At 40.4% G+C, this 6,817-nt stretch carries 6 protein-coding genes; 3 read left to right on the forward strand and 3 right to left on the reverse strand.

Features of this window, described 5'->3' with window-relative positions; genetic code table 11:
• Window positions 1-11: 11 nt before the first annotated feature.
• Window positions 12-1,523, forward strand: coding sequence for a SusD/RagB family nutrient-binding outer membrane lipoprotein (locus tag AAGC65_RS09065; RefSeq protein ID WP_343112121.1), 1,512 nt, complete (start codon window positions 12-14; stop codon window positions 1,521-1,523).
• A gap of 23 nt (window positions 1,524-1,546) precedes the next feature.
• On the forward strand, window positions 1,547-2,500 hold the full coding sequence (locus AAGC65_RS09070) for a DUF1735 domain-containing protein (RefSeq protein WP_343112122.1): 954 nt from the start codon (window positions 1,547-1,549) through the stop codon (window positions 2,498-2,500).
• A 132-nt stretch (window positions 2,501-2,632) separates the two neighbouring features.
• On the opposite strand, the gene AAGC65_RS09075 is transcribed toward AAGC65_RS09070, so the two are convergent.
• The 3 genes from AAGC65_RS09075 to AAGC65_RS09085 all read right to left on the reverse strand — a co-directional run bounded on the left by AAGC65_RS09075 (window position 2,633) and on the right by AAGC65_RS09085 (window position 5,319).
• A complete protein-coding gene (locus AAGC65_RS09075) occupies window positions 2,633-3,385 on the reverse strand; it encodes an SDR family oxidoreductase (RefSeq protein ID WP_343112123.1) in 753 nt (250 codons plus the stop codon).
• A gap of 158 nt (window positions 3,386-3,543) precedes the next feature.
• Window positions 3,544-4,284, reverse strand: a complete 741-nt coding sequence (locus AAGC65_RS09080) for an SDR family oxidoreductase (protein ID WP_343112124.1) — start codon at window positions 4,282-4,284, stop codon at window positions 3,544-3,546.
• Window positions 4,285-4,386: 102 nt separating this feature from the next.
• Window positions 4,387-5,319: an AraC family transcriptional regulator gene (locus tag AAGC65_RS09085; RefSeq protein ID WP_343112125.1), complete on the reverse strand. Its 933-nt coding sequence runs from the start codon at window positions 5,317-5,319 to the stop codon at window positions 4,387-4,389.
• Window positions 5,320-5,674: 355 nt separating this feature from the next.
• Between AAGC65_RS09085 and AAGC65_RS09090 the strand changes: the two genes are divergently transcribed.
• Window positions 5,675-6,673 (forward strand): transporter, encoded by a 999-nt coding sequence (locus AAGC65_RS09090; protein WP_343112126.1) that lies wholly within the window; start codon window positions 5,675-5,677, stop codon window positions 6,671-6,673.
• Window positions 6,674-6,817: the final 144 nt, after the last annotated feature.

Raw genomic sequence — 6,817 nt, forward strand, 5'->3', positions numbered from 1 at the left:
ATGTTACTGTAATGAAAAGCAAACTCATATTATTTTGTTCGGCAGCTGTTACTCTTTTAGGAGGCTGCGCGAAAAATTATTTAGATATAAATACGAACCCGAACAGCCCAACAAATGTTGCATCAGGTTTGGTATTAACCAATGCGTTGAACAGAACAGCTGGAAGTACTACCGGGTCAAGCAATTTTTACCAGTTTGCATCTGCCTGGATAGGCTATTGGAACTACAGCGGTGCTGTGGCGGCTTTTGCAGAAGAACGCAGTTACCAGTTTACCACCAATTATGGTCCGGCTAATGGTATTTGGAACAGTTTATACGATAACCTGGAAGACTATGATTATTTAGAAAAACAGGGTAATGCCACTAATGATGTTTTCTACACGGCTATAGCAAAAACCATGAAAGCTTATGATTATCATAACCTGGTTGATGTGTTTGGTAATATACCCTACAGTGATGCTTTAAAAGCAACAGCATCTATCAGACCTAAATATGATAAAGATCAGGCTGTTTATGAAGATCTGGCTAAAAAACTGGATACTGCAGCAACACTTTTCAAAGGTTTAGTAGGTAAGGTAAGTTCTTCAGATGGCGCTTATGATATCATGTACAAAGGCGATGCGCAAAAATGGGGTAAGTTTGCCAATACTTTAAAACTGCGTATCCTGTTACGTCAGTCGGAAATAGCTGGCAGGGATGCTTACATTAAAGGTGAGATAGCGAAAATTACCGCTAATGGAATGGGCTTTATTGGTGTAGGTGAGGGTGGTTCAGTAAATCCAGGCTTTACCAATTCAACCGGAAAGCAAAATCCATTTTATTCAAGTTTTGGTTACACACCGGCTGGCAAATCATCACCAACTGATAACCACAGGTATTATATAGCCAGCGAATATGCTATTAACTTTTATCAGAATAATAATGATCCGCGTTTGGGTTATTTATACACCACCATTAATGATGGTGCGGGTACTACCTATTCTGGTAGTCGTTTTGGGCCAACCGCACAAAGTCCTCAGGATAACCCTCAAAACCGTTCGGCTATTGGCACAGGTATATTGAAAGGTGCTGATATGGCCCAGCCACTGTTTACTGATTTTGAATCATTGTTTTTACAGGCAGAGGCTGCTCAACGCGGCTATATCACCGGAAGCGTACGGAGCTTGTATGAAAGCGCGGTTCAGCAGTCGTTTACTTATTTAGGTGCAGGCAGCGCGTCAGCTTACCTTGCAATGCCTACCGCGGTGAGCAATTGGGATCAGGCAGCTAATAAGTTAACTCTGATCATGACCCAGAAATGGGCTGCCATGAATGGTATTAATGATATGGAAAGCTGGGCTGATTTCCGCAGGTTAAATATCCCTTCAGATATTCCTGTTTCAGATAACCCAGCCGCCATTGTACGTAAAATACCGGTAAGGATGCTTTATCCGCAAAGCGAGTATAACTACAACCCTGATAACGTTTTGGCACAAGGAACCATCAGCCAGTTTACCTCAAGGATATTCTGGGATATTAACTAATTGCAAAATTTGAATTGATAAACATGAAAAAGAATTTCATATATAAATTATTGACCGGCGTTGTATTGATAAGTGGTTTATCAGGTTGTTTAAAAGATAACTCTCAGCCAGATTTTACAAAAAACAAGCCTATTATTGAGTTACCTATCGGTTCATCTTCAGGTAATGAAGCGGCTAACTCTATCGCTGCATCATTTACCGTGTCAAATACTCCTGCCGATTATTTTGTTTGGGTTAATTACGCGGCACCAGATGCTAATAGTAAAGATGTAACTATTACTTTAAGTGTTGATACGGCTGCAGTAAGCCAGTTTAATAAGGTAAATGGTAAAAGCTATACCCTATTACCAACAGTAGGTTATACGTTAGCATCAAATAAAATTACTATACCTGCCGGAGCACGTAAAGTACAGTTTCCGGTTAAGATCAATACCGCTGCTTTAGACCCTACCAAAACCTATGCTTTTCCGTTAACTATTGTTGATGGAAGTGGATTTACAATCAGTGCAAATTTTGCAAGGTTAATTACCATCATCAGCTTAAAAAATAAGTGGGATGGGGTATACACCGTAACCGGTACCATGACCGACGCGGTTAACCCAGCTATAACAGGCCAATACCCGCATGATATGCAGTTAAGGACTCAGGGCCCTAACACAGATGCTATTTACGATCCGTCGCAAAATACATTTGGGCACGGCATTTTAAATGGCGGCGCAGGTAGTTACTACGGTAGCTTTAGCCCGTTGTTTACTATTGATGGTGCTTCTAATAAAATTACCGCTGTGGTAAATTATTACGGGCAACCGGCAACAAACGGCCGTGCCGCGGTACTTGACGCAAGTGGTGTAAACGCGTTCACCATGTCGTCAGATGGTTCTACCCCTGTTTCATTCAAGGTTAAATATATCATGACCGAAAATGGTAGCAACAGAACATCGTTTGAAGAAACCTGGACATACAAATCGGCCAGATAATACTATTGTTTTAATGTAAAAAGCGGCTGTTCTAGATAAGAACAGCCGCTTTTTTATTGAGACTTTTTATGGGGATGGATCAATTCAACTACACATCGGTATTAACGAATGATTGATCTTGATCAAGGCATATTAATTAGTTGCACCGCCGTTAACTAACAAATGCTGGCCATTTACGAAAGAGGAAAGATCGCTGGCAAAGAATTCAGCTACGTTGGCAACATCTTCCACCTCGGCTAACCGGCCCATAGGGCAGCTGTCAAGTAATTGTTTCCGTAAGCGTGGGTACGAATCGGCTTCGGCAAAAATTCCTGAATGATCAACCGCGAAAGGTATAATTGAGTTTACGGTTACACCGCGATAACCAATCTCTTTTGACAGGATATCAACCAGATACCGTGGGGTAGTTTTACTGCCGCCGTAAACCGCCATTCCAGGTACCGGGAACGAAGTTGTTGAAGATGCGATATAAATGATGCGGCCATTATCCTGAATTTGCTTGGCGGCCTGTTGCATGGTAAAATAGGTGCCTTTGGTATTGATAGAGAATAAGCGGTCAAATTGTTCTTCAGTAAATTCGGTTACCGGTGTTTCCACCATTTCAATACCGGCATTGGCCACCACGATGTCTATTTTGCCGAAGGCGTTTTTAGCTTCTGTAAATAATTTTTCAATTTCGGCTACTTTGCTCACATCGGCTTGTACTGCAATTACGCGCACGCCTAAATCAGTAATGTTTTTTACTACTTCATCGGCAGCTGCTTTATCGCGTGAATAATTGATAACGATGTCGGCACCTAATGATGCGTAACGTTCTGCGATTGCTTTGCCTAAACCTCTTGCTGAGCCGGTAATAAGGGCTACTTTGTTTCTTAATGAGTTCATGATTTTTAGTTTTTAGTCCGAAAGTCCGCAAGTCGGGAAGTCCGGAAGATTGTTTTTAATAGTTGTTTTGCTTATTCAATGATTTGGTTTCCGGACTTTCGACTTCCGGACTTCCGAACCTCTTTTTTGACTTTTTAATTTTGACTTTTTACTTAAGATTAAGCCATCGCGCCATTCAGGCCAATAATTTGTCCGCTGATCCATTTGGCATCATCGCTGGCCAGAAAGGCCACCACTTTGGCAATATCTTCAGGTTCGCCCAGGCGGTTAAAGGCGTTCATAGAATTCAAACGGGCGATTACTTCTTCAGATTTACCTTTGGTGAACAGTTCGGTATTAACGGGGCCAGGCTGTACGGCATTCACATTGATTCCGCGTGCGCCTACCTCTTTAGCAAATACACGGGTAAGTTGTTCTACCGCTCCTTTGGTGGCCACATAGCTGCCATAGGTAGGGGTTAATACACGGGTTTGGGTAGAAGAGAAGTTGATTACCGATCCGTTATCGGCCAGTTTGGTTGCGGCTTCTTTCAGAGTATTAAAAGTACCGGTTACATTGATCTCAAACTGGCGTGTAAACTCTTCTACGGTAGTATCTTTCAGTAATTTGGTGATCATGATGCCCGCGTTATTGATCAGTACATCAATTTTACCATAGTGGGCAATAGCGGCATCAAACATGGCTGTTACTTCATCAGCCTTGCTTACATCGGCTTGCAGGGCTATGGCATCACCGCCATTTGCTTTTATCTCATTAACGGTTTCTTCGGCTGCCTGGGCACCACCTGCATAGTTAATAATTACTTTAGCACCTTCGCCGGCTACTTTTTTAGCTACTGCTGCTCCAATACCTTTAGATGATCCGGTTATTAAAATTACTTTTTCTGATAGCGTTTTCATGACTTTTTATGTTTTGATTGTTATTGTTGTTGTTTGACAAAACAAAGGTCATGTTTATATGAACCAGAAAGTTGTAACTAATAAAGCAATACTTGCATAATTCTAAGATGTAATGGTAGCGTATGCTTTTCTGAAGGTTAATGGGGATGTATTTGTATGTTTTTTGAAGTAATTAGCAAAGTGAGCAGCATCGGTAAAGCCCAGGTTGTAGGCAATTTCTTTAACAGATACATTTGAATTTTGCAATAACGATTTAGCTTCAATAATCGTTTTTTCCGCGATCCATGAACCGATAGGTCTTTCGGTTTTGCTTTTGATAACATTGCTGAGATAGTTGGGATGCAGGTTCTGAGCATCGGCATAATCCTGAACCCGGAACACCTGATTAACCTTGCCCGAATGCAGATCCCGATAGTGTTTTTCTAATAAGCGTTTAAAGTTTTTCACAATTTGCGAGCTGCGGTTGCCCTCACATATGGGGTTATAATCAAGCCAGAAATATTCTTTGATCTTTAAAAGCATAGCTACTAACAAAGTACCGATAAGGCGAGTGCGGTAAGGGGTAGAAGATAGATAAACTTGGTGTATCTGCTTGAAAAGATACTCAAATTCAGCAAATACCTCAGAGCTCACTACCTTTGCCGGATAAGTTTCTGAAAGCAGAAAAGGGAACTCTTCAAAAATATCTCTATGAACATTCGCTTTTAAAAAACTTTCACTCACGGTGATCAGAAAAACCTCGTTTACCTCCGTCCATTCAAAAACGCGGCAGTGGCCCGGGTTAGTGAAATGAATGGTGTTGGGCTTAATTTCAAAAGTTTGTTCATCGATGGTGTAACTACCGCGGCCATGTTTAGTAAAGTTAAATACAAAATAATTTAACCGGCAAACAGGAGATTTAAATGGTAGTGGTTTAAGTTCCTTAACATAGAAAGCGGTAAAATCTGTATTGACATCAATTTGTGCCACTGATACATCAAGGTGCTTAAAAAGGTCGTAGATTCTGTTAAATACTTTGATTTTTTCTTCTTGCATAGATATTGATAGCGATAGTATAAATAGATAATAAAGATACGTGTGTGCGTGAGTGGTCACAATTAGTACACGTGAACAAGCACCCTTTAAGTTAATTTGTATTAAAAATTTTACGTTGTTTAATGTACCTTAAGTTTTTATACCTTTTACACCCGGGTCGGCTACAATTATTATTCTGGATGCTGCCGCCAGTTTGCAGTTTAGTGTACCTATATAACGTTGATGGTAAGTGTTTTTTGTTAGCCTGGCTACCTTTGAAATTTACAGATGATCCTGTAAAATCTACATTTTTTAGCCGTATAGTTAAATGACCTTTGTATTGGGGCGGTCAATTTGCTCCTCAATACAAAACAATATGAAACTATTGCTATATATTTTACGTCAACAAAAAATTTGGTTTACAGGTACTTATAATCGTTTATATTATAAAATAACTGTTTTAATGTTTTTGATGCTGGTGGCCGGTTTATCAGCCTGGGCCCAGGATCCACGTTTGCCGCCAACCAATTTGGGTATTACTAATATGCAGGATGGCAACGCCCCCGGGCCGGGATGGTATTATATGCAGTTTGTCCAAGCGTATCAATCCAATAATTTCAAAAACAGTTTCGGCCAAACAATCACTGATGCGCCACAGGTCAATTCAATACTGGCCATGCAGCAGCTTATATTCATTAGCAAAGCCAAATTCCTGGGAGGCAATTTAGGATATACTACCATTGTTCCGTTGGTGAAACTTTCAGTAACTGGAAGTAATGGCGTAATGCCAACAATTAATCCTAACCCGTTGGGCGATGTAATTACCGGTCTGCTTATTCAGTGGTCAAATAAAAAACTTTGGGGGATGAATTACTCTAACCGGCTGGAGCTTGATCTCGGTATACCAACAGGCGCTTACCAATTGGGCTATGATATTAATCCCGGGGCGCATATTTGGCGCATTTTCCCGCATTATACTTTTACCCTTAGCCCAACAAAAAATTTATCATTCAGCATGCGCCATCACCTTACCTACTATTTTGATGAGATTGGTACAAAGGCAAAGCCTGGGATAACCTATAATTTTAACTATTCGGCCGAATATTCCATTGCGCCAGGAGTAACACTTGAAATAGCGGGTTATTACCTAAACCAACTGCTGCAGGATTCCTATAACGGTAGTACTCACTATTATCAGGATACCTATCACATAAAAAATACCAAAGAACGTGTATTTGCAGTTGGACCTGGTATTGGCTATTTAAGCCCTACAGGTTTATTTATTGAATTGAAAGGTATGCAGGAAACCTCGGCCATAAACAGGTCGGAAGGGTTCAGAACAACCTTGGCAGTTGCGTACAAATTGGACAAATAGACACCGTTATTTTGTATCATCATTACCCACTTTTGTATAAATATAGCTACGGATTTGCCGATAATTTTGGGTCATAATATTTAAGATTATCCATATGTCAAAAACTATTTTTATTACAGGTGCTTCCAAAGGATTTGGAAAAAT

The sequence above is a fragment of the Mucilaginibacter sp. genome (genome assembly GCF_039207105.1).
Lineage (GTDB): Bacteria > Bacteroidota > Bacteroidia > Sphingobacteriales > Sphingobacteriaceae > Mucilaginibacter.

Excerpts from the sequence above, each read along its gene's own strand:
- AAGC65_RS09065 (WP_343112121.1), top strand. The coding sequence starts at position 12 with ATGAAAAGCAAACTCATATTATTTTGTTCGGCAGCTGTTACTCTTTTA.
- AAGC65_RS09070 (WP_343112122.1), top strand. The coding sequence starts at position 1,547 with ATGAAAAAGAATTTCATATATAAATTATTGACCGGCGTTGTATTGATA.
- AAGC65_RS09075 (WP_343112123.1), bottom strand. The coding sequence starts at position 3,385 with ATGAACTCATTAAGAAACAAAGTAGCCCTTATTACCGGCTCAGCAAGA.
- AAGC65_RS09080 (WP_343112124.1), bottom strand. The coding sequence starts at position 4,284 with ATGAAAACGCTATCAGAAAAAGTAATTTTAATAACCGGATCATCTAAA.
- AAGC65_RS09085 (WP_343112125.1), bottom strand. The coding sequence starts at position 5,319 with ATGCAAGAAGAAAAAATCAAAGTATTTAACAGAATCTACGACCTTTTT.
- AAGC65_RS09090 (WP_343112126.1), top strand. The coding sequence starts at position 5,675 with ATGAAACTATTGCTATATATTTTACGTCAACAAAAAATTTGGTTTACA.